General features: G+C 67.4%; 23 protein-coding genes. 15 read left to right on the top strand and 8 right to left on the bottom strand.

The window, feature by feature from the left end; genetic code table 11:
- On the top strand, positions 1-291 hold the full coding sequence (locus EIZ45_RS29915) for a hypothetical protein (RefSeq protein ID WP_134667055.1): 291 nt from the start codon (positions 1-3) through the stop codon (positions 289-291).
- Here the strand turns inward: EIZ45_RS29915 and EIZ45_RS29910 are convergent.
- From EIZ45_RS29910 to EIZ45_RS29890, 5 genes are all read right to left on the bottom strand, one after another.
- The gene (locus EIZ45_RS29910) at positions 288-884 is read right to left on the bottom strand and encodes a trans-aconitate 2-methyltransferase (RefSeq protein ID WP_255443507.1); all 597 of its coding nucleotides are present in this window, start codon (positions 882-884) and stop codon (positions 288-290) included. The two genes, EIZ45_RS29915 and EIZ45_RS29910, sit on opposite strands and share 4 nt — an antisense overlap.
- Positions 794-2,689: an acyl-CoA dehydrogenase gene (locus tag EIZ45_RS29905; protein ID WP_134667057.1), complete on the bottom strand. Its 1,896-nt coding sequence runs from the start codon at positions 2,687-2,689 to the stop codon at positions 794-796. Before EIZ45_RS29905 ends, EIZ45_RS29910 begins: the two co-directional genes overlap by 91 nt.
- Positions 2,690-2,747: 58 nt before the next feature.
- Positions 2,748-3,302 (bottom strand): hypothetical protein, encoded by a 555-nt coding sequence (locus EIZ45_RS29900; protein WP_134667059.1) that lies wholly within the window; start codon positions 3,300-3,302, stop codon positions 2,748-2,750.
- Between the two features lie 94 nt (positions 3,303-3,396).
- The gene (locus EIZ45_RS29895) at positions 3,397-5,394 is read right to left on the bottom strand and encodes a thioredoxin domain-containing protein (RefSeq protein ID WP_240690806.1); all 1,998 of its coding nucleotides are present in this window, start codon (positions 5,392-5,394) and stop codon (positions 3,397-3,399) included.
- Positions 5,395-5,585: 191 nt separating this feature from the next.
- Positions 5,586-7,829, bottom strand: coding sequence for a hypothetical protein (locus EIZ45_RS29890; RefSeq protein WP_134667061.1), 2,244 nt, complete (start codon positions 7,827-7,829; stop codon positions 5,586-5,588).
- Between the two features lie 312 nt (positions 7,830-8,141).
- Here EIZ45_RS29890 and EIZ45_RS29885 point away from each other — a divergent pair, with 312 nt between their 5' ends.
- The 5 genes from EIZ45_RS29885 (at position 8,142) to EIZ45_RS29865 (ending at position 12,195) form a co-directional block, all read left to right on the top strand.
- Entirely contained in the window at positions 8,142-8,714 is a 573-nt protein-coding gene (locus EIZ45_RS29885) for a hypothetical protein (protein WP_134667063.1), read from the top strand.
- A gap of 502 nt (positions 8,715-9,216) precedes the next feature.
- Positions 9,217-9,618, top strand: a complete 402-nt coding sequence (locus EIZ45_RS29880) for a hypothetical protein (RefSeq protein WP_134667065.1) — start codon at positions 9,217-9,219, stop codon at positions 9,616-9,618.
- A gap of 29 nt (positions 9,619-9,647) precedes the next feature.
- Positions 9,648-10,223 (top strand): DUF3558 domain-containing protein, encoded by a 576-nt coding sequence (locus EIZ45_RS29875; protein WP_205670147.1) that lies wholly within the window; start codon positions 9,648-9,650, stop codon positions 10,221-10,223.
- On the top strand, positions 10,223-11,458 hold the full coding sequence (locus EIZ45_RS29870; protein ID WP_134667067.1) for a hypothetical protein: 1,236 nt from the start codon (positions 10,223-10,225) through the stop codon (positions 11,456-11,458). Before EIZ45_RS29875 ends, EIZ45_RS29870 begins: the two co-directional genes overlap by 1 nt.
- Positions 11,459-11,484: 26 nt before the next feature.
- Positions 11,485-12,195 carry an ESX secretion-associated protein EspG gene (locus tag EIZ45_RS29865; RefSeq protein ID WP_134667069.1) on the top strand — a complete coding sequence of 237 codons (711 nt, stop codon included), beginning with the start codon at positions 11,485-11,487 and terminating at the stop codon, positions 12,193-12,195.
- Positions 12,196-12,214: 19 nt separating this feature from the next.
- Here EIZ45_RS29865 and EIZ45_RS29860 read toward each other — a convergent pair whose 3' ends face one another.
- Both EIZ45_RS29860 and mca read right to left on the bottom strand, forming a co-directional pair.
- Positions 12,215-12,574, bottom strand: coding sequence for a hypothetical protein (locus EIZ45_RS29860; RefSeq protein WP_134667071.1), 360 nt, complete (start codon positions 12,572-12,574; stop codon positions 12,215-12,217).
- Positions 12,571-13,485, bottom strand: a complete 915-nt coding sequence (mca, locus tag EIZ45_RS29855) for a mycothiol conjugate amidase Mca (protein WP_037816719.1) — start codon at positions 13,483-13,485, stop codon at positions 12,571-12,573. Before mca ends, EIZ45_RS29860 begins: the two co-directional genes overlap by 4 nt.
- 261 nt (positions 13,486-13,746) lie before the next feature.
- On the opposite strand from mca, the gene EIZ45_RS29850 reads away from it, so the two are divergent.
- The 3 genes from EIZ45_RS29850 (at position 13,747) to EIZ45_RS29840 (ending at position 15,710) form a co-directional block, all read left to right on the top strand.
- Positions 13,747-14,121: a DUF4307 domain-containing protein gene (locus tag EIZ45_RS29850; protein WP_205670152.1), complete on the top strand. Its 375-nt coding sequence runs from the start codon at positions 13,747-13,749 to the stop codon at positions 14,119-14,121.
- 187 nt (positions 14,122-14,308) lie between these two features.
- Complete coding sequence (greA, locus tag EIZ45_RS29845) at positions 14,309-14,809, top strand: transcription elongation factor GreA (protein WP_037816721.1); 501 nt, start codon at positions 14,309-14,311, stop codon at positions 14,807-14,809.
- A gap of 97 nt (positions 14,810-14,906) precedes the next feature.
- A complete protein-coding gene (locus EIZ45_RS29840; RefSeq protein WP_043828088.1) occupies positions 14,907-15,710 on the top strand; it encodes an MBL fold metallo-hydrolase in 804 nt (267 codons plus the stop codon).
- Here the strand turns inward: EIZ45_RS29840 and EIZ45_RS29835 are convergent.
- Positions 15,694-16,164: an Lrp/AsnC family transcriptional regulator gene (locus EIZ45_RS29835; protein WP_009083170.1), complete on the bottom strand. Its 471-nt coding sequence runs from the start codon at positions 16,162-16,164 to the stop codon at positions 15,694-15,696. The two genes, EIZ45_RS29840 and EIZ45_RS29835, sit on opposite strands and share 17 nt — an antisense overlap.
- A 121-nt stretch (positions 16,165-16,285) precedes the next feature.
- Between EIZ45_RS29835 and hppD the strand changes: the two genes are divergently transcribed.
- The 6 genes from hppD (at position 16,286) to EIZ45_RS29805 (ending at position 23,981) form a co-directional block, all read left to right on the top strand.
- The gene (gene hppD, locus EIZ45_RS29830) at positions 16,286-17,485 is read left to right on the top strand and encodes a 4-hydroxyphenylpyruvate dioxygenase (protein WP_134667075.1); all 1,200 of its coding nucleotides are present in this window, start codon (positions 16,286-16,288) and stop codon (positions 17,483-17,485) included.
- Between the two features lie 199 nt (positions 17,486-17,684).
- Positions 17,685-18,248, top strand: coding sequence for a YbaB/EbfC family nucleoid-associated protein (locus EIZ45_RS29825; protein WP_134667077.1), 564 nt, complete (start codon positions 17,685-17,687; stop codon positions 18,246-18,248).
- 30 nt (positions 18,249-18,278) lie between these two features.
- Entirely contained in the window at positions 18,279-18,584 is a 306-nt protein-coding gene (locus EIZ45_RS29820; protein WP_037816726.1) for a type VII secretion target, read from the top strand.
- Positions 18,584-22,549, top strand: a complete 3,966-nt coding sequence (locus tag EIZ45_RS29815) for a hypothetical protein (RefSeq protein WP_134667079.1) — start codon at positions 18,584-18,586, stop codon at positions 22,547-22,549. Before EIZ45_RS29820 ends, EIZ45_RS29815 begins: the two co-directional genes overlap by 1 nt.
- Entirely contained in the window at positions 22,549-23,106 is a 558-nt protein-coding gene (locus tag EIZ45_RS29810; protein ID WP_037816728.1) for a hypothetical protein, read from the top strand. Before EIZ45_RS29815 ends, EIZ45_RS29810 begins: the two co-directional genes overlap by 1 nt.
- Positions 23,103-23,981: an immunity 49 family protein gene (locus tag EIZ45_RS29805; protein WP_134667081.1), complete on the top strand. Its 879-nt coding sequence runs from the start codon at positions 23,103-23,105 to the stop codon at positions 23,979-23,981. The genes EIZ45_RS29810 and EIZ45_RS29805 overlap by 4 nt, the downstream gene beginning before the upstream one ends.
- Positions 23,982-23,989 lie beyond the last annotated feature (8 nt).

The raw sequence follows: 23,989 nt of genomic DNA, 5'->3' as shown, positions 1-23,989 counted from the left end.
ATGCGACGCATCGAGGCCGAACTGTTCACCGATCCCGGCAACAACGCGGTCGTCAGGTTGCCGGGGCGTAAATTCCCCGGCGTCCTGATCCAAGGCGACAGCCTCTCGATTCTGCGCGACGACCTTGCCGACCTTGTCGAGTCCTGTGCCGAGGGAGATCTCGCCGAGGCACGCGAATCGGGGGCATCGCTCCTCGCGGACCTCGACGCTCTGCTCGACAAGTACTGCGCCGCGCTGCGTGCGCACGACCTGCCCCTGCCGTTCGCGCGGCGTGAGCCTGATCCGGCTTAACCGCGGCCCGGGTGGCGATGTACTCCTAGCGAACCGCCCGCACGAACAAAAACACCGGCTTCGTCCGCAAAACCTCGCGTCCTCACCGTCACGCCGTTCCAATCCCAGTCTTCGCTGATCAGCTCGACGCGGTGGTAGTCCGTACGGTCGGAGCGGAGCCAGCCAGTGATCGGGTGACGGATGGAGAACACCAGCGCACCGCCCGGTTTCAGGCAGCGAGGCAGTTCAGCCAGGAGCGGCCCCCAGTCCGCCACGAAATGGAGGACCAGCGCCGCCACCACCAGGTCCGCCGAGGTGCTCGGGACCATGGTCAGCGGCTCGTTCAGGTCCGCGGTCTCGAACCTGGCCCGAGCGCCCAGACGTTTCCTCGCGATCTCGACGAGGCAAGGGTCGTGGTCCAGCCCCTCAGTCAGGCCGCCGCCTGCGGAGCCCAGTTCCAGGATCTGCTTCCCGGCCACGTCACCGGCAAGACGCAGGACCGCTGGACGTTCATAGTGCGCGTTCAGCCGTTCAGCATCGGGGCCGCCAAGAACTGTTCCGGAACCGCGAACCCGTCCACCAACGTCCGCGCATGTGGCCGCAAAGCCCCGCACAACGCGTTAACCGCCGCGGTCACCGCCTTGGACCGGGTTGCGGAGATCCGTCCGTGCTCCAGGAACCAAGCGCGGTCCGCTTCGATCGTCGACAGGGCGTACAGGTCGCACACTCGGTCCAGCAGCGCCGCAGCGTCCGGGTCGGGGCACGCGGCTACTGCGCGGGCGAAGGCGTCGAGGATCAACCGGTCCACGTGTACGCGGCCAGCGAGCAGCACATGGTCCTGTACGGAGTTGAAGACGCCGAAGGGATCCGAAGCAGCTCCGCGGAGACGGTTGGCCACACCGCTCAGCACATGCTCTTCACGGTCCTCGAAGAGACGCTGTTGCCACTCGCGGTCGAAGAGCACCGAAGCGTCGTCTGACTCGGTCAGGCGTTCCAGGAACTTCCACGCCGCCGAGCGTTCCTTCACGGTATCCACCAGCTGTTCAGCGACAAATCGCGCAGTCGCGAGCGGGCTGAGGTCTTCGAAGTGTTCCTTGTACTGCGTCAGCAAGCCCTTCGCGACCAGCTGCAACAACACAGTGTTGTCGCCTTCGAAGGTGGTGAAGACGTCCGTGTCGGCTTTCAGGCCGGCCAGCAGGTTCTCCGACAGGTATCCGCTGCCGCCGCAGGCTTCGCGGGCGGTTTGGATCGCTGCGGTTGCATGCCAGGTGTTGAGAGCCTTCAGACCGGCGGCGCGGGATTCCAGTTCGCGTTGTTTTTCTTCCGGCGCGTCGGAGGCGATGTCGTGCAGTGCGGCGACCAGTTCCTCCTGCGCGAAGTGCAGAGCGTAAGTCTTCGCCAAGGCAGGCAGCAGTTTTCGTTGGTGCCCCAGGTAATCGAGGATGACCACCTCGTCACCTTCCGGACGCTGGAACTGCCGCCGCTGGTCGCCGTAGCGCACTGCCAGGGTCAGTGCTCGTTGGGTGGCGCATCCAGCACTTCCGCCGACGCTCACGCGGCCGCGGATGAGCGTGCCCAGCATCGTGAAGAAGCGGCGGCCGTCGCTTTCGATGGGGCTCGTGTAGGTGCCGTCCTCGGCTACGTCGCCGAAGCGGTTCAGCAGCGCTTCCCGTGGCACGCGGACGTGGTCGAAGGTCAACCGTCCGTTGTCGACGCCGTTCAGACCGGCTTTTATGCCGCAGTCCGCGATGGTGACGCCAGAAGCCGGAGCACCGGAATCCTCGCGGATCGGGACCAGGAAGGCATGTACGCCACGGGATTCGCCGCCGGTGATCAGTTGTGCGAAGACCACCGCGAGTTGTCCGTCGCGGGCGGCGTTGCCGATGTATTCCTTGGTGGCACCGGGATCTGGGCTGTGCACGACGAATTCGCGCGTCGAAGGGTCGTAGGTCGCGGTGGTGTGCAGGTGCTGAACGTCCGAACCGTGGCCATGCTCAGTCATCGCGAAGCAGCCGAGCAGGTCCAGGTTCATGATGCGGCGCAGGTACTTCTCGTGGTGCCTCGCGGTGCCGAGCAACTGCACCGCACCGCCGAACAGGCCCCATTGGACCCCGGCCTTGACCATCAGCGACAGGTCGCCGTAGCCGAGCATCTCGAACGACATCACCGACCCGCCGACGTCGCTCAGCCCGCCGTACGCGGAGTCGAAGCCGAGCGCGGGACGGTCGGTTTCGGCGAGTTTCCGCAGCTGGTCCAGCACCTGGACGCGGTGCGCCTCGACGTCGAGACCGATCGTGTCCCGGAACTTCTCCGTGCTCATCTGCGCGCGCACGTCGCGCTTCAACCCGGCCCAGCGTCCGTCGAGGACTGCGGTCAGCGCGTCCGGGTCCACTTTCTCGGGCACAGCAGGGACGTCCACGGTTCCTCCGATGCAGCAGGGTGCCACCAGCCTGCCGCAGCGGAGGATCTTCCGCAGCTCAGCCCAAATCGGGCCCCTTCGACCGCAGGTCGTCGACCTTGGTCATCGCCTCGCGCAGTTCGGTCAGCCACGTGTCCGCGTGCTCGCCGACCAGCCGCACCGCCCAGGCCAGCGCCTCGGACCGCGACCGCGCGACGCCGGCGTCCACGAGCGTGTCGAGGACCAGCCGTTCGGGCTGCCGCAGCCGGGTCATCACCGGCACCGACAGCGTCGTGAAGTGCGCCGTCGTGCCGCCCAGCTTCGCGCCCCACGCCACTTTGCGCTGGTAGCGGTGCTCAGCCTGCCGCGCGATCTCGATCCGCTCGTCGCGGGTTTCCTCGCGAAACCGGCTGATCCGCCCGTCCTCGGCGGCCGCTCGGGCCGCGTCGTCGGCGTATTCGCCGGTCAGCGCGGGCAGCTCGCCGACGATCAGGATCTCTTCCCGGTCCACGGTGATTTCCGGGTCGCCGGTGAACCAGCCGTCCGGGAGCCGCCCGCCGAACCACGCCGCCGCGTCGTCCGCCGACGGCGCCTCGGCCTGCTGCCAGCCCCGGCCTTTCCAACCTCGCCCCATGACGTCCACCATCCTTGATTACATGATTACGTCACTACTGAAGCTACGCTGATTCCACCGTGGCAGGTAGCGCGTTCACCAGGGGCGGAATTCGTCAGAGCTGGGCGATGAGCTGGTCCGCCGCGGTCACCGGGCGTTCGCAGACGTAGCCGCGGCAGACGTACGCCGCCGCCTCGCCGTCGACCAGCGGCCGGTCGGCCAGCAACGGGACACCGGACGCATCCGGCTCGCCGCCGAGCACGATGCCGCCGCCGTGGATGTGCTGCGCGGCGGCGGTCACCAGCTCCGCGCGGTCCGCGCCGACGACCGCGACCTGCACCGGTCCGGACTGCGCCGCCTCCGCCACGGACAGCCAGTGCCCAGCGAACCGCGGCACCCGCGCGGCGAGCAGACCGACGCGGCGCAACGCGAGTTCAGCAGCGTCGCGGTAGCGCGCAGCCTGGTCGGCCCCGGCCAGCGCGGACGCGGTGAGCAGTGCGCCAGCCAGCGCCGAAGCGCCGGACGGGCTCGCGTTGTCCGTCGGATCAGACGGGCGCTGCACCAGGATTTCGGCGTCGTCGGCGGTGTCGTGATACGCACCGGGCGCGGAATCCGACGCGAAGTGCGCCAGTGCGACGTCCAGCAGCCGGGTCGCTTCGGTGAGCCAGCGCGGTTCGCCAGTGGCCTGGTGGAGGGCGAGAAGACCGTCAGCGAGGCAGGCGTAGTCCTCCAGCACGCCGACCGGCGTCCCGACCGCGCCGTCCCGCGAGCTGCGGCGGAGTCGTCCGTCCACGACGTGCAGGTCCAGCAGCAGAGACGCCGCGCCACGAGCGAGTTCGATCCACTGTGGACGCTCCAGTGCGACGCCCGCTTCGGCCAGCGCGGAAATCGCGAGACCGTTCCAGGCCGCGACTACCTTGTCGTCCCGTCCCGGTTGCGGACGCTCCGCGCGCGCTTCGAGCAATGCCTGCCGGACGCGCTCGAAGCGGTCGAAATCATCCGGATCTGTCCGCAGCTGAAGGGTCGATGCGCCTTCTTCAAAGGTGCCCTCTTCGGTGACGCTGAACAGCTCGGCCGCCCACGGGCCGTCCTCGCCGAGGACGTCGTTGAGCTGCGCGGGAGTCCACACGTACGTCAATCCCTCGACGCCTTCGGTGTCCGCGTCGAGCGAAGCCGCGAAACCTCCTTGCGGCGTAAGCAGATCGTGCTCAAGGAACCGGACGATCCCTTCCGTCACCCGCCGCGCCGACGCCGACCCGCGACGCGCGAGATGCGCGTACACTCGGAGCAGCAACGCGTTGTCATACAACATTTTCTCGAAGTGGGGAACGATCCACTCCGCGTCCACGGAGTAGCGCGCGAACCCGCCGCCAAGCTGGTCGTGAATGCCGCCGCGAGCCATCGCGTCCGCAGCGGATTCGGCGAGCGCGTGCGCCTGCGCCGAACCCGTACGTTCGTGGTGGCGCACCAGGAACTCCAGCACCATGGACGGCGGAAACTTCGGCGCACCACCGAAACCGCCGTGCACGGGGTCTGCCTCCTGCGCGAGTTTCGTCACCGCTTCCGCCAAAGCGTCGGCGTCGACGGCGGCCTCCTTCAGCGGACCGCTCTGCTCGGCAAGGTGCCCGACGATCTGTTTCGCACCCTCGCGCAGGTCGTCCGGCCGCTCCTCCCACGCCTCCGCGACCGCCACGAGCAGCTGCGTGAACGACGGAATCCCGGGGCGCGGCGCGGGCGGATAGTAAGTGCCGCAATGGAATGGCTCGCCCTCGGGCGTGAGGAAGCAGGTCATCGGCCAGCCGCCCTGCCCGGTCATGGCCTGCGTGGCGGCCATGTAGACGGCGTCGATGTCCGGCCGCTCCTCGCGGTCGACCTTGATGTTCACGAAATGCGCGTTCATCAGGGTCGCGGTGCCCTCGTGCTCGAAGGACTCGTGCGCCATGACATGACACCAATGGCACGCGGCGTACCCGACGGACAACAGAATCGGCACCCCGCGCCGGCGCGCCTCGGCCAGCGCTTCCGGCCCCCATTCCCACCAATCGACCGGGTTGTCGGCGTGCTGGCGCAAGTACGGGCTCGTGGAAGCGGCGAGACGATTCACGATTCCCATCATCCCTCAGACCCCCGGAAGGAGTTTACAGCACCCAGGTTATGCGGCCCTGATTCGCTAGATCGGATTTCATGTTGCAGCTAAAGCTCGAAGTCGCCGGGACAGACGTCGCCAACTCTAGATGGTTGGCGACGACCGGTCCGCGCATCCACTCGCCGACGGCTAAAAATTGGCATTTCGGATGGCACTCCCTACATGTTGATCCACCGATTGTGTGGCGAGATCGTGCGACGCTTCGGGTTTCGATGGTAGGCCGACGATGGGTCCTCGCGCACGCTGTCGATGCCGGGCATCCTCGACACGGGGCCCCAGGCGGTCCACAGACCCCTCAGACTGATGAGCGCAGGAAGCTCGTCGACCAGAGCGGCGCGGGTGAACGGCAGAAGCATGGCCAGGTCGTCCCGAACGTGGTCGAGGATGCTCAAAACAATTTCGAGAGGGCGTCGCCGCTGGTGAATCGATATGGTGTGCCGTAGCGCAAGGCACGTGTGCTCTAAACGCAAGCGGACGAGCAATAGGTGCTCCGCCTGCCAGATCGGCGGCAGACCGTCGATAGCGCCGAGAGCGCAGTCAGCAGCAATCCACGCGACGGCCTGGATGGCGGTGTCCTCCGGCTCGTGTCGCAGTCGCGCGTTCAGGTTCGCTGGGAGGAACGTCGACAGCGGCATGGAGTCGAAGTGCTCGCGCGCGTGGAGCCAGACAGGATGGGTGGCGTCCAGGGCCGAGGCGTCAACCTCGATGACGGCCTCGGACGATCCTGAGATGAGGTAGGCGAACGACTTCACATGGACGAGTAACTGTCGAGCGTGCACGAGCGCCTGCAGGGCCGGGTTTATGTCCTCGATGTCGAGGCGTTCGATCCGAGCCTCGAGACGCAGCGCGTTGAACGTGAAGGTATCGATGAGCAGGCCGTTGGTGCCGAACATAGCTTCGACACGACGCCACTCGGCCATCCGTCCCGGTTGCCCTGCAGCCGGGAACATGGCACCGGGCACGGCAGCGAGCGCGCGCCAGTGGACGAACGCCGCCTCGCACCCGAGCGTGAAGGACATGCAGTCCGTAGTCGCGATATTCACGCGCTCGAAGGTGACCTCGACGCCTTCAACAACGAAGATGCCGCGGAGTCCGTCCCACTCAAGCGCCTCGTGCGCCTGGCCGTTGCGCACCTCCGGAAGGAGCTTGGGAATCAGCGCAGCGCTCAGCCATCGGTCCGTTGCGAACCCGTCTTTGAGCGATCCAACCATCGGCGGCGGGCTCCATGAACCCGCAGCGAGACAGCGCATCGCCCACCCGTACTGACGCACGGGGCCTTCGACGAGCCTGCGGTAGACGTCAGCGAGAGCGTGGGCGGCCAACTCGGTGTCCGTCGTCGATCGGAGCACGCGTGTGGAGGACTGGATAATTCGTCGGCTCTGGCGCAAGGCCTCCTCACGGTCCGCCAGATGAGCGAGCACAGCGCTCAAGACGTCTCTGCGGGGGTCACCGGATGCAGCGTCTGAGCCCTCGCTGGCTACAGCGTGTGTTTCTGCGTCTGACTCCTCGCTGCTGGTCGAGTCGTGCTCGGTCACGGCACCGGCGACACGCTCGGCGTTCTCGAGTCGGAGGACCGTCGATCTGAGCGTCTGCCATGCGAGTACAGCATCCGGTGCCTGCACGATCCAGCCAGTGACGAGGATCATGGCGAGCATGTCGTCGGTGGGCGCGAGACCGAACGCCTGCATGTGGGTCAGCAAGTAGGCAAGGAGGAACGAGTTTGCATACTTGTGCGCCTCAAGGACGCGGGAGGCACTGAAGGTCCCGTCCCCGTCGACCGGGACCGTCCTCATGCCAAACGCGACTGCTAGGGCAGTGCCGCGATCAGGGACTGCGATCGTGGGAACGGGCGGGACCAGTGCGGCCAGATCCACGGTGACGCAAGGCGGCTTGTTGCCGGCCTCGATAGCGTCGAGGGCGGCGTCGATGACGCGGTCGACCGCAGCGAGAAGACCTGACCGGAGGATGTCGGCCTTCGTCGCGGTCGCCGAGTCGCCCTCGGAAGAATCAGGCGCGAGAGTCAGCGACCCGGCAGGCTGATCCACTGCGCTCTGGTTTCGGTCGACCGACTCCCTGTCTCCAGGCCCGGGAAGATCGCGCAGATCGAACGGTGCCAGTGCTATGAGCATGGCGACGATGTCGCGGCGGGCTGCCTCCAGACGGGCGAGGCTGGTTTTTAGCCCTAGGTAGGTCCAGGTCTCATACGAGTCGGGAGAAGCGGCCGTTTCGACGCGCTTCAACATGGCGGGTAGCGCAGCCAGGCGCGCGGCCCACGACTCACGGATCAGCGGCACCGACCGAGTGGAATCGGCGATCTCCGGGAAGGCGAGGGAGCGTGCTCTGAGATCGGCGGTCAGCCGATGGCGTGCGTCAGCCGGTAGTCCCACCGGACGCTGGTTCATTACCCGAATCTACCAACATGGCCGCGCCAGCGTCTGCCGTTTCCTCCAATCTGCTCCTTTCTCCACGTCGATGCGTGTCGCGAAAGAGGCGGCCAGGGTGGATTGCAAAGTCGAACTGCGCGACACGGAAAAATGATCGGACGAAACCCGCTTAATCGCAGTAGGCGAACTCCGCACACTGGTCACTGATAGCGGCGATCGGTCGGCAGCGCGCTCGCCCGTCGCAGTCACCAACAGCCACGTGCCAGTCGGCCAGCTGCATGCCGGTCGGCGCGGACAGGCTCGACGTCAAGGACGTTTTTGTCCTTCCACGTGGGTGACGAGGTGTTTGTGCACCGCCTGCGGGAGCAGCCGCGGATTCACGCGGTCAGCATGGGCAAGATCGAGCCGAGACTGGACGACACGCGTAGCAAACAGTGGACGCCTAACGCCCGCCTGCAGTTCGACCGGGCGATGACCTCCGGCAAAGGGAAGACCGTCCAGTTCGACGTTCCGCCGACAAATGCGTTAGAAAGCCAGCACACGCATGCCGCTGTCGCGCATTACTTTATCCCGGTCGTCTCAGCGGATCCAGTCGCGCACACCTCTCCCCGGACGAGCCGAGCCCGAGCAGGACCCGGCCAGGTACGGCGGCGGCTTCTTCAAGCCCCAGCTGATGCCTGTGGACACCGAGCAGGACAGCGGGGCAACGACTTGATGGCCGACCACTTCTGCTCCGCATTCGGTATCGGGCAGAACGCCATCCGGATCAACCTGCTGAACACCCGTCCTCCGACGAATCCGTCGCACAGGACATCCGCGACCAGCCCGCCGCGTACACCATCAGCAGCCAGGAAAGGCCTGCTCCCGCAATGCACCGCGACCGGCAGCAACGTGCGCGCCTAGTCACGGATGCCAGGATGCCGCCCGAACACGGCCAGCCACTGCACCGTGATCCACCCCTGTTCCTCTCGCTTGCAGAGCGTGCCGGATTCTCGACGTAGGCCCGCACTGGCGCAGTACACCCTCTACGACGACATCACCATGTGCCCGCCGTCCGGGCACTTCCAGCTGCCTGGCCGGCAGTGGATGAACTCCGGCCGGGAAAACATCTGCCGCCGGAGAGTCTTTACGACGAGCAACTGACTGAACGGCATCAGGTCCGTCTCAGTATCAAGGGAGTGAAGCGCCCCTGTCGACAGGGTGCGACATTTGGGTGACTCTGATAGCTGGCAGCAGGACAATCCCCCTGCTCAGACCAACATTCCTCCAACTCCGCCGCGGTTTGGTGTTCACAAAGGCAGACAGGCTTAATCGGGAACGCTAAAGTAGTTACCCGGTGTCAGAGCGTGACCTCACGACTGGGCCCAGCGGACCCGGGACGATCTACGCAGGGGAGGCGTACATCGTGACCGACAATCAGCAGGCCGCCCTGCCTTCAGTTCGAAGGTACGGCGGAGCTTCGATCGAGACGCTAGCCGTCGCCCCGTTGCTCGGCGACGGCTACTCGTATGACAAAGCGACGCTTCACGAAATCGCCACCGAGTTCGAAAATCTCGCCGACGCATACAAGATGGATCAGCTTTCCATTGACATAATATCTCGCACTCAGCCGCCGGGACTGGATCGCTCCAGCGATGAGAACGCGACCACTTTCGGCAGATCCGGAATTGCGCTGCTGAATTCGCTGCGCCAGTGTGAAAAGTACTGCCGCGACCAGGCGGCGAAGTACCGTGCGGCACTCGACCGGTACGGAGTCACCGAAGATGCGCATTCAACAGATCTTCATCGCACCGGCGGCAGCCTGTGAAACGGGGCGTACTGGTTGGCTGCATAGCCATGCTCGTTCTCGTAAGCTGTTCCGATACCATCGACGGACGGCCTGCACAGCCGACATCGCAATCGCCAAGAGGGGACACCACGACAGGTCAGGTGCCCGGCCCTGGCGTTCCGAAAGTGCTGACGCCCGTCGATGTCAGCCGGTTTAAGCAAAACCCCTGCAATGCACTGACTTCCACCCAGATTTCGGATCTTCTCGGCCCTCATGCCCGGGTTAAGCCCGACCTGAAGTCGCCCGCTGGACCCTCCTGCGGCTGGCTTTCCCTCGCCACGATTCAAGTGGCCGTCCCGAACGTAGACGACCTTGGTCTGACCTCGATCTATCGATCGCGAGGGGGCATCTACCCCTTCTTTCTTCCGCTCGCCCCAGTCAATGGCCTCCCAGCAGTCGCCTATGGCCAGGACGATTCACGTGCCAGCAGGGGCGAATGCGACGTCGCGGTTGGTGTCAGCGATCGCGAAACCATCGAAGTTTCCGTTAGGCAATCCCCAGAAAACAAAGGCAAGGAAGACCCCTGTGAATCCGCACGAAAAGTCGCGGAAAAGATACTTGGCAATCTTCCGGGAGCACGGTGATGACGAGCGAGTCTTTGAGTCCTGCGGAGATCTTTAACAAGGTTACTGGCGGGCAAGGAGCGGAATCACTCGGAGAGACCGATCGGGTCGCACTTCAGCTCAGCGAGCGATTGCTGGACCGGATCGACCGCATCGCCCAGCTCTCAGCAAAGGTGCGCGCCGGCTGGCAGGGAGCATCCGCCGAAGAAGCGGCCAATTCCACGACCCCGCTCATGGCCGCAACTGCGGATCACAGTACGAGCCTGGTGTCGCTCCACGCCGCGGCGAACGATCAGATATCAGCCTTCCAACTGGTTAAGAACACAGTAAAACCAATTGGGGATCGGCCGAAACTCACACCGCAGGACGTATACGACTTGATCCACGGGAACAGCAGCTACTTCCGTAAGCTGGACCAGTGGCAAGCCGATGCCCAGCACAACGTCGATGCCTACGCTGGCTATAACTCGGCCACCGAAACGAACACTGCCGCGATTCCCGCACTGTACGCGGAGCTGGCCGGCACGGATTTCCCTCCTATCAGCGTCGCCGGAGCCACCGGATCGCAGAAGCACCCGGCCCCGGGTCCCGTCAGTGGCAAGCCACCCACTGGTCACGGGCCCGAAGCGCCCGTGACAGAAGCGGGAAAACCCGTTCCTGGATCAACTGCGCCAGTTCAGGAGGAACGGGAAGCCTGGCCCGGGAACGGCAGCCACACCCCGTGGGTCCGCCACGGCAACGGCGAAACTCGGTCGACGGAGCCCCAGCCGTCGCCAGCCTCAGGCGCCTCGCCACCGAACCCGACTCGCATCAGTTCGCACGAGCCGAGCTTGGCACCGCTGCCGACACCACCCGGTTATCGATTCGGGCCATCGGGTCAGCCGGTCGCTGCCAACGGTCCCAGCGGGTTCGTTCCGCTCGGATACTCGCCCGGAGGTCCTCCGGAAGGCAACAGCGGTTCCCGAAGCAATACCGGCAGTGAGCCTGGCCCACGCGGCCGCTTCGGCGCTGGCAATGGTGCCGGCGCAGCCGTCGAACCGGTCCCCGGCCGCAGCGCCGCTGGAACACCCGGTGCCACAGGCAAAGCCAGCAGCGTGCTCAGCGGTGGAATACCCGGTAAGGCTGGCGAGAAGGAGGAAGACAAGGCGAAAAGAGCCCCCGCCTACCTCCACGAGACCGATCCCAACGAGCTGTTCGGCGGGAGCGACCTGAAGCCGGTGCCGCCGGTGATCGGCGCAGATCAGCCGCCTCACTAGCAGCTCGGGGGGGAAGGGAGCCAGCGGTGCGCACGACCGATCTGTCTCTGGACGCCCTCCTTAGCGCGCTCAAGGAAGCTGGGTTCGCGGAGCCGCATCCGGTGTTCTCGGACCGGATCCGATTCGTCCCGGACGACAAGCCTCTCGACGGTGCCGTCCATGCCGAGCTGAGCCACTTGGGCCTGCTCGACCACGGACGGTTCACTGACGAGTTCGAGGACGTGCTCTATGCGTTGGCCCGCGCCGATACGGAGTACGTGGCCCACGTCGACAACCAGGGCACCCGTTACGGGGTCCTGGTCGCGGTCCGGGGACGAACCGGCGTGAAGGTGCTGTGCTCCGGCGATCGGGTGCGGCTGAAGGTGCTGGACGGAACCCGTACTCCGGCCGGTGCGCTGGTCGCGAGCCTGCCGCGGTACCGGCCGGCCCGGCTGAGCGCGTTCTCCCTGCCCCAGGAGGACTTCCAGGCGGACCTCACCGACGATCGCAGCCCGGCCGCCCGCGCAGTCGACGCCCTGTTCCAGCAGACCTGGTTCGGCGTCGGCGAGATAACCGTGGTCGTGCGCGAACCAGGGCGCGCGGAAGCCGGGCCGCTGAGCTACCTCGACCTCACCGACGGGCGCGTCGCGTTCGAGGTGTCCGGGCCCGAAGGAAACCGGTACATCACGGTGCTGCCCGGCGAGGACAGCCTGCTCACGGACAAGATCGCAGCCCTCCGCGACGGGCTGACCAGCTAGTTCAACCCGTCACGGGAGGTCAGTCGCTCTTCTTGGCCGCCGCCGCGTCCGGCTTCTTCTCCGCAGCCGCAGCCGCGGCCGGTGCCTCATCTGCCTCGGCGGAAGGCTCGGCCTCAGCCGAACCATCCTCGGAAGCGGTCTCCGAACCGGCCTCTTCCTTGTCGAAGCTCTGCGGCACCTTCTTCAGGTGCTTGCTCATCGAGCGGACCAGGAAGACGACCGCGACCAGGAACAGGATCAGCACCAGCAGGCCGACCGGCGAGGACTTGCCGAAGTCCTCGCCCTGGCCGCCGTTGTCCCCGCTGTCCGGCTGCTGGGCCAGCACCAGCGCCGACGCGGTGAGCGGGACGACCGCGACGGCCGGCACACCGAAACTCATGGGCTCACCTTCTCCTTGATGCCTGCGAACAGATCGTCCTCCGGCAGCGTGCTGTCCACCAGGGAGCGGTTCAGCTCGTACTCCTCAGTGGGCCACACCTCGCGCTGGATCTCCAGCGGAACGGCGAACCAGCGGCTGGTCGGGTCGATCTGCGTGGCGTGCGCCTTCAGCGCCTCGTCGCGCACCTCGAAGTATTCCCCGCACTCGATCCGGGTCGTCACCCGCTCCATGATGTCGGCACGGTTCGGGTCCCAGGACTTGAGCCACTCCTCGTACGGCGACTCCAGCCCGGCCTCCTTGAGCGCGGTGTCGAACGCCACCATCCTGGCCTTGGAGAACCCGTGCATGTAGTACAGCTTGAGCGGCTGCCACGGCTCGCCCGCCTCCGGGAACCGCTCCGGGTCGCCCGCCGCGTCGAAGGCCGCCATCGACACCTCGTGCGTGCGGATGTGGTCCGGGTGCGGGTACCCGCCGTTCTCGTCGTAGGTCGTGATGACGTGCGGGCGGAACTCGCGGATCACGCGCACCAGGGCCTCGGTGGACTCCTCCAGCGGGATCACCGCGAACGAGCCCTCCGGCACCGGCGGAAGCGGGTCGCCCTCGGGCAGCCCGGAGTCAATGAATCCCAGCCAGCGGTGGCTCACGCCGAGGATCTTCGCCGCGCGCGCCATCTCTTCGCGGCGGATCTCGGTCATGTTCGCGAGCACGTCCGGCCGGTCCATGGCCGGGTTGAGAATGCTGCCCGCCTCGCCTCCGGTGCAGGTCACGACCATGACCTCGTGCCCGTCGGCGACGTATTTGGCCATCGTGGCGGCGCCCTTGCTCGACTCGTCGTCGGGATGGGCGTGCACCGCCATCAGGCGCAGTCGCTGCTTGCGGTCTTCTGTTGTCAGCTCGTCGGCTCCCACCATGGTCCGAACGGCCCTTTCCTGTCCTGTTATTCCGTGACACCTGGTTGCGCCGCGGTAAACCGCCCCGGCTCCGCGCCGCCGGAACGGGTCGCGGATAATCGACCAGGGTGGTGCCCCGGACCGGCCGCACTGCCTATTGTCCCCAGGGGTACGACAAGTTTGACCGGAGGCCCGGATTTGCAGAGCGGGGAGACCGTGACCGCCGAGGGTGGCGCCGTGCCGGCGCGGCCCGCGGACCGGTACGGCACCGCGGGCAAGGGCATGCCGTCGAAACGCTGGCGGAGGTGGCTTTACGTGGCCATCGCGCTGGTCGTGAGCGGAGCGATCGGCTTCGTCTACTACCTCAACCTCGGCACGACCCCGATCGAAGCGGAGCGCATCGGCTTCGAGGAGCGGCCGGGCGACGCGATGCAGGTCACCATCAACGTCACTCGGGACGACGACAGCAAGCCCGGCGTGTGCGTCGTCCGGGTGCGCGACAAGTCAGGCGCCGAAAGCGGCCGCCGGGAGGTGCTGGTTCCCGCCGGGGCCGGCCACAGCAGGGTGAACACAGTGGTGAAGAGCATCGGGACCCCGGTGACCGCCGACGTGTTCGGCTGCTCGTATTCCATACCACGCTATCTGTCAACCCCGTAGCGGCCAACGGAGTGAAATGCGCGGCGAGCGTCCGCGCGGCGTGAAATGGACCGGCGTCGACCTGTCCTGCCGTGATACGCTCGTACACCAGCACGGCCCCCGACGGGCCGTGTTTTTCCTTTATCTCAGCCGCGTGCGTACGCGGTGGCCGGCTTGTACACCCAAGCCTGGCAGGCCCTACGAGGAGATGGTGACCGTGAGCGACACCAAGGTGACCTGGCTGACCCAGGATGCCTACGACAGGCTCAAGCACGAGCTCGACGAAATGATCGAGAATCGTCCGGTCATCGCCGCCCGCATCAACGACAGCCGCGAAGAGGGCGACCTCAAGGAGAACGGCGGCTACCACGCGGCCCGCGAAGAGCAGGGCCAGGCCGAAGCCCGGATCCGGCACCTCCAGGAGCTGCTGCGCAACGCGAAGGTCGGCGAGGCTCCGGACGACGACGGCACAGCGGGCCCCGGCAAGGTGCTCACCGTCAAGTACGACGGGGACGACGAGGAGGAGAAGTTCCTGCTCGCCACCCGGGAAGAGGGCGCGGAGGGCGCGCTCGACGTGTACTCCCCCGAGTCGCCGCTCGGCAAGGCGCTGCTCGGCGCCAAGGAGGGCGAGTCCCGCGAGTACGAGCTGCCCAACGGCAAGACCATGAAGGTCACCCTGGTCAAGGCGGTGCCCTACAGCGAGTCCTGACTCGTTTCCGCCGAACGCGCGCCCGCCCGGTTTTCCGTGGCCCGGCGCGCGTTCGGCGGTCTAGCGTGTCTTCCAGCACAACCACTGGAGGACACCGATGAGCACCCGACCGCTCTGCCTGACCTGCGGGATGCAGTACGCGGCCCCGCGCGCGGACTGCCCGATCTGCGAGGACGAGCGCCAATACGTGCCGCCGGGCGGGCAGAAGTGGACCGACCTGGCCACGCTCCGCGCAGACGGCACCCTCAAGCCGCGGGTCGAGGAGCAGGGGCCAGGGCTCGTCGGCGTCGGTTCGGATCCGAAGTTCGCGATCGGCCAGCGCGCGCTGCTGGTCCGCGCGGCGAGCGGCAACTTCCTCTGGGACTGCTCCGCCTACCTCGACGACGCGCTGATCGGCAAGATCACCGAACTCGGCGGCATCACCGGCATCGCGATCAGCCATCCGCACTACTACACGACGATGGTCGAATGGGCGCACGCCTTCGACGTCCCGGTCTACCTGCACGAGAACGACCAGCAGTGGATCGGCCGCCCGGACCCGTCGATCCAGCTGTGGACCGGCACGACGCTCGACGTTTCGCCGGATCTCCAGCTGATCAACCTCGGCGTGCACTTCTCCGGCGGCACGGTGCTGCACTGGCCGGACGGCGAGGAAGGCCGCGGCGCGCTGCTGACCGGCGACATCGTGCAGGTCATCCCGGACCGTACGCACGTCGGTTTCATGTACAGCTACCCGAACCTCATCCCGGAGCGGCCGAGCGTCGTACGGCACGCCGCGGAACTGTTGGAGCCGTACGCGTTCGACGCCATCTACGGCGCTTGGTGGGACGCCATCGTGCGTACAGACGGCCATAACGTCGTACAGCGCTCCGCGAAGCGCTACCTCACGTACGTGTCCTAGCCGTTCGTTCGAGCAACGGCCGCACTCGCGGCGGCACTGGTGTCGACAACGCGATCGAAGTCGACGTACGCAAGACATCCGGCACGCCAACCACTTCGTCGATGACGCGTTGCAGATCGTCGTTGTCACGCGCGACAAGGCGTACGAAGAGATCGCCTTGTCCGGTGGTGGCGTGCACTTCGCACACTTCGTCGATCGCCGCCAGTGCCTCCGCGACACCGGCGCGTTTGCCCTGCGCGATTTCCAGCACGGCGAACGCGGTGAGGCTGTACCCCATCGCGGCCAGATCGAGTTCGGGCGGGAAGCCGCCGAGGATGCCGCGTTCGGTGAGCCGGTCCAGCCGGGCCTGCACGGTGCCGCGCGCGACGCCGAGCCGGCGCGCGCATTCGAGCACGCCGAGCCGCGGCGAGTCGGTGAGCAACAGCAGCAGTCGCGCGTCGAGCGAGTCAAGCACCGGTTTTCTCCCTGCGCAGGTTGTCCAAGATGACCGAGCTTCTCCAGGATAAGCTGAACACATTGTCCAGCTGAAACGGAAACCATTGCGCAGCTTGCCGGGCTCGACTCATGCTCACTGCATGACCTCCACGATGGATCCGCACGGCGCACTCGACGACGTCAGCTATGACCAGCTCCGCCAACTCGTCGGACTGGTGGACCACGACGCCTCGACCGACCCGTTCCCGGTCAAGGCCCTCGACGCGGTGGTGTTCATCGCGGGCAACGCGACCCAGACCGCGTGGTTCTACCAGGTCGCGTTCGGCATGCAGCTGGTCGCGTACTCCGGCCCCGAAACGGGACAGCTCGACCACAAGGCCTTCGTGCTCAAGTCCGGTTCCGGGCGCTTCGTGATCACCGGCGGCGTGAAGCCGGACTCCCCGCTGCTCGACCACCACCGCCGCCACGGTGACGGCGTGATCGACCTCGCGCTGGAGACCACCGACGTCGACAAGTGCATCGAGCACGCCCGCAAGGAGGGCGCGACGATCCTCGAGGAGCCGCACGACGTCTCCGACGAGCACGGCACGATCCGCCGCGCGGCCATCGCGACCTACGGCGAGACCCGGCACACGCTCATCGACCGGTCCCGCTACAACGGCGTCTACCTGCCCGGCTACGAGCCGCGCGAGGGCACCGTCAAGCGGCCCGAGGGCGCGCCGAAGCGGCTGTTCCAGGCGGTCGACCACTGCGTCGGCAACGTCGAACTCGGCAAGATGGACTACTGGGTCGACTGGTACCACCGCGTCATGGGCTTCGTGAACATGGCGGAGTTCGTCGGCGACGACATCGCCACCGACTACTCCGCGCTGATGAGCAAGGTGGTGTCGAACGGCAACCACCGGGTCAAGTTCCCGCTCAATGAGCCCGCGATCGCGAAGAAGAAGTCGCAGATCGACGAGTACCTCGAGTTCTACGAGGGCGCGGGCTGCCAGCACATCGCGTTGGCCACCAACGACATCATCGCCACCATCACTGCGATGCGCGCCGCGGGCGTCGAATTCCTCGACACCCCGGACTCGTACTACGACGACCCCGAGCTGCGCGCCCGGATCGGCGAGGTGCGGGTGCCGATCGAAACGCTGAAGGAGCACCGGATCCTGGTCGACCGCGACGAGGACGGCTACCTGCTGCAGGTCTTCACCAAGCCGATCGGCGACCGGCCCACCGTGTTCTACGAGCTCATCGAGCGGCACGGTTCGCTCGGCTTCGGCAAGGGCAACTTCAAGGCCCTGTTCGAGGCCATCGAGCGGGAGCAGGAGCGCCGCGGCAACCTCTGATCCGCTCCTTCCCCTTCCCAGGCCCGTCCGCGAACCTCGCGGGCGGGCCGTTTTATTTAACAGCGCGCAACCGGAAGTTCGCGTACAGTAGTCGACATCACATACTAAACCGCGCCGCGCGGACAATTCGGAACCGCGCGGAACCGACGGGGCCGCGCGACCGTCATTCTGGAGAAGTCACCGTGGAGAGAGGGGCCCGATGCCGGACAGCGTCGACGCCAGCGAGCAGATGATCGAGGGCTGGACCAAGCAACTCCAGCAGACTGCTGCCCGCTACCAGGCGATGGCCGAGCGCATGCAGGGCCAAACCGTCACCGAGCGGTCGAAGGACGGTGCGGTCGAGGTCACCGTGGATGCCAAGGGGCTGCTGAAGAACCTGGTGCTCGCGGACTCCGCGGCGGGCAAGAAGATGGCCGACGTCTCCGCCGAGGTGATGCGGCTCGTGCAGCGCGCGCAGGCCCGGATTCCCGAACTGCTGCAGCAGGCCGCGGCCGAGACCGTCGGCGGCGACGAGACCGCGGAAACCCTGGTGGCCGACGCGCAGCGGACGTTCCCCGCGCCGCCGGTCGAGGAGCAGGCCGAGTCCGCGTCCGACCGCGTGCGCCGGTTCCTGCCCGAGGACGCCGAAGAAACCGGTGCCCCCGCACCGCCGCCGGCGCGTCCGGCAGGCCCGCCGACACCACCGCCACCGCCTCAGCAGCAACGTCGCCGCCGGAGCTCGTCGGACGATGACGACGACTTCGGCGGATCGATCCTGTCCTGACTTCAAGCCGTTCCAGGGGGAAGAAAAACCATGGCACCCAGGGGTTATGAGATCGGCGGCGATCTCGAGGCGCACGCCCGTCAGCTCGACGGGATCGCCGACGGGCTGAAGCAGGCTGTCGACGCCGCGAACCAGGTCAGCATGCCGACCGACGCGTACGGCATTCTCTGCCAGCCGTTCCGGATGATGCTCGACCCGGTCGAGAACTACGGGATCAACGCGCTGGAGAACACCGTCACGGCGATGGACGCCCAGGCGCAGAAGGTGCGCGACGCGGCGAAGGCGTACGACAGCTACGAAAGCGAAGCCGCCGGTTCGATGAAGGCGAGCGACTGATGCCCGAAGGAAATCCGCTGGTCGCAGAGTCCAAAAAGGACGGCGACGGGCCGGGGCCGTTCACCGAGGGCAACGGCGACTACGGCTACGCCACCGGCATCAACATCGCCGAATCGGCCACCGACGCGTTCAAGGGGATCGCGGACGGCGACTGGGTTTCCGGCGGCCTCGGCGTCGCGAGCCTCGCCGGCGAGATCGCGGGCGCGGCGATCGACCCGTTCGGCTACCTGATGTCGTCGGTGGCGTCGTTCCTGATGGAGCACGTGCAGCCGCTGAAGGACATGCTGGACTCGGTCGCGGGCAACCCGCCGGTGATCCAGTCCTATGCCGACACCTGGGGCAACGTCGCGAAGGCGTTGCAGGAACGGCAGAAAGACCTCGAGAACGCGGTCAAGACCGGCACCGCGGAGTGGAAGGGCGACGGCGCGGACGCGTACCGGAAGTCCGCGGCGGAAGCGGCCGAGGCGATCGGCGGCGCGGCGACGGTCGCGAGCGCGATCGGCACCGTCACGATGATCATGGGCCAGGTCGTCGCTTTCGTGCGCGGCCTGGTGCGCCAGCTCATCGCGGACCTGGTGGGCAAGCTGATCTCCTGGGTCATGGAGGAGGTGTTCTCGCTCGGGTTCGGGACGCCGCTGGTGGTCGCGCAGGCGGTCACGGCGATCTCCAAGTGGGGCGAGAAGATCAGCGAGCTGCTGACGAAGCTGTGCGAGACGATGCGCCGGGTCTCGCCGCTGCTCGGCAAGCTCGCCGAGGTTTTCACGAAGATCATCAAGGTGCTGGGCAAGCTGGCCGGCAAGGTCACCGGCCTCGACGTGATCAGCACGAAGAACATCAAGGCGGGCGGCTTCTTCCACCGCGGCGGCTCCGGCGGCGGTACGGGCGGTTCCGGCGGCGGGCCCCACACCGGATCCGGCGACGGGGACGCGGATCCCGGTTCGCCGTCCGGTTCGCGTCGCTCCAACGGGTCGGACGGTGCGGACGGCGACAGTCCGAACAGCGGCCACAACAGTTCAGATGATGCTGACGGCTCCGATGCGCCCGGCGATCGCTCGGGGGATTCCGGCAGCCCCAACGGGTCCGACAGTCCCAGCAGCGACAGCCCGTCGGCTGACAGTTCGCCTTCGTCGTCACCGGATGGCACTGGACCGTCCACAATCGACACTGTGACGTCGTCGCCCCGGCGCGGTTCCGACAGCCCGGTCGGGAGCCACACCGACTCCAGCCCGTCGACGTTCGCCGGTGATTCGAGCCCGACGTCCGGGGTCGGAAACAGTGCCCCGGACAGTTCTTACTCGCCGCAAAGCTCTTCGCACAGCGACGGCCCGTCCTCGGTCAGCGCTCCGCCCAGCCATTCCAGCGGGGCACCGCATTCCGGCGGTTCCTCGTCGTCGGGCGGCGGCACGCATTCCGGCGGCAGCGAGCCGAGCCCGCATCATTCGAGCAGCAACGATTCGACGTCGGCGAGCGGGTACGCCCCGCCTCGCGCGGACGCTCCTTCCCCGCAAGCCGCTCCCCCGCAGCACATCCGCTCGAACGACGGCGGCGGTTCGGCACCGAACCAGAGCCCGGCGGGCGGCGGAATCCCGCAGCAGGGTGGCGGCGGCAGCCCGACCAGCGCCCCGGCCAGTGGCGGCAGTCCGTCGCCTCGGCCCACCGGCAGCGGCTGGACCGGGACGCCGGGGTCACGGGCTCCTGACGTCGCGCCGAACCGGGTTCCGGACAGCGGTCCTTCCGGCCGACGGCCGAGCGGCGGCCCGAGCCCGGCGGACAGCGGCGGGCCGAGCCGCACTCCGGATCGTTCCGGGCCCGCGCCGCAGCGGCCCAGTGACGGCGGTTCCCCGGCCCCGGCGCAGCGAACTGGCGATGGCGGGTCCGGTCGGCCGTCGGACGGTGGCTCCACGCCGCGAACCGGCGACGGCGGATCCAGTCGGCCATCAGACGGCGGTGCCACGCCGCGCTCTGGCGATTCCTCCGGCGGTGGCGGTTCTTCGCCGCAGCGTCCGGCGGATTCGTCGAGCGGTCCGCAGCGTCCCGGCGACGGCGGCGACGTCGGACAGCCCAAACGGCCTGGTACGGATCCGGGCCTCGGCCGTTCGGAGCCCGCTCCGACGTCCGGCGGCGGGTCGCCCTCGTCGGCGAACCGCGGGTCCGGCGACGGCTCCGCACCCCCGGCCGCGGCGGCTGTCGCAACCGGTCCCGGCGGTGCCCAGCGCGGCACGGAGGCGGGCGGCGCACGGCGTCCCGACGGCTCCCCCGAACCCGTCGCACGCGGCGGCGCTCGCACTGACGCGCCGCCCGCCAAGCCCGGCGAAGCCAACAGTCCACAACGGACTGGGAAACCGAACGCCGACGAGCCAGGAAAGCCGAAGGACGGCGGCAAACCCGAGAACACCGCCCCGGACAAGAAGCACGACGACGGGAAAGGCAAGCCGGGCAACGACAAGTCCGACCACAAACCGGACCGCGACGCGCCCGAGCGCAAGCCGGACCACGCCGACCCGGAGCCCAAGCACCAGGACCCGAAGCACCACGACGCGGACGGGTCGAACCACCACGACAACCCCGACCACGACGGCACCCCGCCGCACCACGACGAGCCGCTGTCGCCGGACGAGGTCAACCACCGGCACGCCGAAGACACCCCGGCGGGCAGCTCGTACCACCGCGGCGACCCGGAACTCGGCGACCTGCCGCACCGCGTCCAGCCGGACCCGGACGGGCGCTACACGGTGGACGTGCACGTCACGGCGGACGGCCACGCCCGCATCGGCGACCGGCTGTACACGCCGGAAGAGTTCGCGGACATCCTGCGGCGCAACGGGAACTACGACGGCAGGCCGATCCGGCTGATCGGCTGCGACGCGGCGTCGAACGACTTCGCGCACCGGCTGTCGCGCGACCTCGACACCGAGGTGATGGCCCCGAGCAAGCCGGCGTGGACCGATTCGAACGGCCGCGTCTTCTCGTCCAACTACGAAATCGGGCCGGACGGACGGATGCGGCCGCGGATCCCGCCGGACGGCGAATGGTCGGTGCACCGTCCGGACGGCACGTCGCACCACGTCGGCGACGACGGTTTCGCCCCGGACGGCAAGCACCACGACCCGCACGACATCGACGCCGACAGCGCCGTCGACCGCGGACAGCCGCCGTTCAACCAGGAACAGCGGGACCAGGACGTGCGCGATCTCCGCCAGGAGAACCGCGACCGCCGCGCCGAGGGTCTCGACGACGTGCGAGAGCTGAACGGGAACCGCAACCCGCTCACCGACGACGTGCGCCGCCCGCACGAACGGGCCCTCACCACGGCGCGGTACCGCGACGCGAACGGCGACACGGTCGATCTCTACAGCTTCAGCGGGAAGTCCCACGACTGGGCGCCGGCGAAGGACGGTCCCGAGTGGCCCAAGTCCGAGCGGCTGTTCGGCACCAAGGACGCCGGTCCGTACCGGCCCGAACTCGGCATGCCCGACCCCGACGGCAAGTTCGGCCGCACCCACGACTCGGAACCGAAGCTGCTCGAAGAAATGGTGCGGCACAATTTCGCCGCCCGTTCCGGACTCGACCGCGACGAAATCGACGACATCGTCAAGAAGCAAATCGAGAAATCCCGGCGCGAGGAAGCGGCGTACCTCAAAGCCAACAACGAAAACATGTACCGCGAAGGGCTTCGCGGCGACACCGCGCGGGCCCGGGACCGAATGGACGGCGCACTCGAGGAAATCAACCGCCGCGGTGCGGAACGCGCGCACCAGAACGGGCAGACCTACACGCCGGTCACGCGCGAAGACATGAGCGGCGACCTACGGATGGTGGTGGACCTGCCGTCGACCAAGCGGGACATGATTCCGAACGAGTACCAGATCTGCGACTCCTGTACCGATGTTATCCTGCAGTACAAGCAGCTTTTCCCGAATGTCCGGGTCGAGGTCGTCAACCTCGCCGGTGAAAGGTTGATGTGATGACGGCGTCTCCGGGCGACGGCGCGGAACTGGTTCGCGCGATCTTCGCCGGTGCGGTCGAAGCCGGTTTGCGCGCGGAATCGGTGCGCGGAGCATCCGATGCCGAGATCGACGCGATGGCGCAAGACCAGCGCGCCCGGGCCGTGCCCGCCGCGGCGAGGGAAGTGCTGCGCCTCATCGGCACGACGCACGGACTGTGGCTGCCGGGCAGTTCGCTGGGCGTGGCCGCGGTGCGCGGCGAGGCCAAGAACCACGCCGTCGCCACCGCGAACGCGCAGAACGCCGAACTGTCCGATGTGGACGGCGCGCTGGTGCTGGCCGCGCACGGCGGGTACACCTACCACGTGGTCGACGGCGCCGACGCCGATCAGGACGACCCGCGGGTCTGGCTGCTCACCGAAGACGAGCCCGCGCGCGTCGCTTGGACTTCGGTCAGCGCGTGGTTCAAGGCCATCACTCCGGACGTCGAGCGGTATCGCGAGCGCCTGGAGGTCATGCGCGAGACCGGGTCCGATTTCCTGCCGCCGTGGGCGCAGGACATCGTCGTCGGCGGATGACCGTGCCGCTCGCGGACCAGGGCGGGACTGCCGTTGCCCGGCATTCCGTCGGCGTCGACGTCGCGTGGAAGCAGGTCGAGAAGCTGTCGCCGCAGGTGGCTTTCTACTTCGACTACCTCGCGCAGGACACCGGCGTGCTGGCGAACATCGTGCGCCGGGAACTGATGCTCGGGCAGTACCGGAGCGTCGTCGACCCGGACACCGAGGACCCGGACACCTGGGGCGATCTCGAGCTCGCCGCTCAGGCCGCAGCCGCTGCGTTCACCGCGGCGTGCGCGCCGGAGGGGCACGAGGTCGAGGCGGTGATCGGCAGGTCACGGCGCTTCGCGGCCACCGGCCCCACGTCGCACACCGGCCCGGCGGCTTGGCTCACCGCGGCGTGGCTCGCCGTGATTCAGCGCGATGACGTGCTGATCCAGCAGCTGGCGGCGGTACCGCTGGACGTGCTGCGCGCGTCGGGCATCGAGTACGACGCATATCTGTACCCGTGGGTCGTGACGCTGCAGACGTTCCTCGCACACCGCGAGGTCACTCCGGAGATGTTCCTGCCCGCGATGGACGGCACCGACCCGGACACCGCGCGGTTCACGCCTCCGGCGGTGATGTTGCAGCTCGTGTACCCGCCGATCCGGATGTTCTACTACGTGCTGCGCCGGGACTCGGAGAAGTTCGCCGAGGCGTTCGTCTCCGCGCTGGAGCGGCATCGCGAGTACTGGACCGCCGAGGACCGCGCCACCGATCCGGACGGGTTCCTCGCACTGGCCCCGCTGGCGGTCGCGGTGCTCGCCCGTTCGGTCGGGATGACCTTCGACGTGCAGTCCGGTTACACGCCGGCCACCCTGCTCGCGGGCCGTCGCCCGTCGCGGAACGGTTGATCGAAATG

Source organism: Amycolatopsis sp. CFH S0740 (genome assembly GCF_004522315.1).
GTDB classification, from domain to species: Bacteria; Actinomycetota; Actinomycetes; order Mycobacteriales; family Pseudonocardiaceae; genus Amycolatopsis; species Amycolatopsis nivea.
This window is presented reverse-complemented; position numbering and strand designations above follow the sequence as displayed.